General features: G+C 60.2%; 1 protein-coding gene. It reads right to left on the bottom strand.

Features of this window, described 5'->3' with window-relative positions; genetic code table 11:
• Positions 1-4: 4 nt before the first annotated feature.
• The coding region (iolE, locus tag CUC53_RS18085; protein ID WP_100295389.1) for a myo-inosose-2 dehydratase at positions 5-786 on the bottom strand (782 nt) is incomplete at its 5' end.

Raw genomic sequence — 786 nt, 5'->3', positions numbered from 1 at the left:
ATCGTCAGATCAACGCCGCCTGCTGCGCCAAACGGTGCAAATTCTGATACCCCAAGGTGGCGTAAGTAAGCGGATGGGCTATCGCCGGGTCCTGCTCGGCCTCCACCACCAGCCATCCCTGATAACCATTGGCCTTGAGCAGTGGCAACAGCGCCTCATAATCGACGCCCCCATCCCCCGGCACCGTGAAGACCCCTGCCAGCACCGCATCTAAGAAGCTGAGCTTGCGATTTTTGACGTCGGCCAGCACTTGGCGGCGCACATCTTTGCAGTGCACGTGGTTAATACGGCCGCCCCAGCGGGTGGCGAGGGCCACCGGATCAGCACCGGCAAAGGTAAGGTGACCTGTATCGAGCAACAGCCCCACCTCTGGACCGGTATGACGCATCAGATTATCGATGTCAGCTTCGCTCTCGATCATCGTCCCCATGTGATGGTGATAGGCAATCTGCACCCCTTGGCGCTGGGTATAGCGGGCAAACTCGGTTAACTTTTCGCCATACTCTGCCCAGCGCAGGCTGGGGAACAGCGGCCGCAGATGAACCGGCGTCTGCTGCTCGCCGTGAATGCAGTCCGTCACCTCGGCAAATACCATCACGGTGGCGCCGAGTTCGCGCAGCAAGGTCAAATGGGGCTGCACTGCGGCGATCTCTTGCTCGACGCTGCGGGTCAATAAACGGCCGGAGTACCAGCCGGAAACCAGCTTGAGCTGCTCGCGCGCCAATATCGGCCCCAGCTCGCTGGCAGTGCGGGGAAATTTATTGCCCAGTTCAAAGCCCGCAAATC

The organism is Aeromonas cavernicola (genome assembly GCF_002795305.1).
Lineage (GTDB): Bacteria > Pseudomonadota > Gammaproteobacteria > Enterobacterales > Aeromonadaceae > Aeromonas > Aeromonas cavernicola.
The sequence above is the reverse complement of the archived record's forward strand: the minus strand, read 5'-3'. Positions and strand labels throughout refer to the sequence as shown.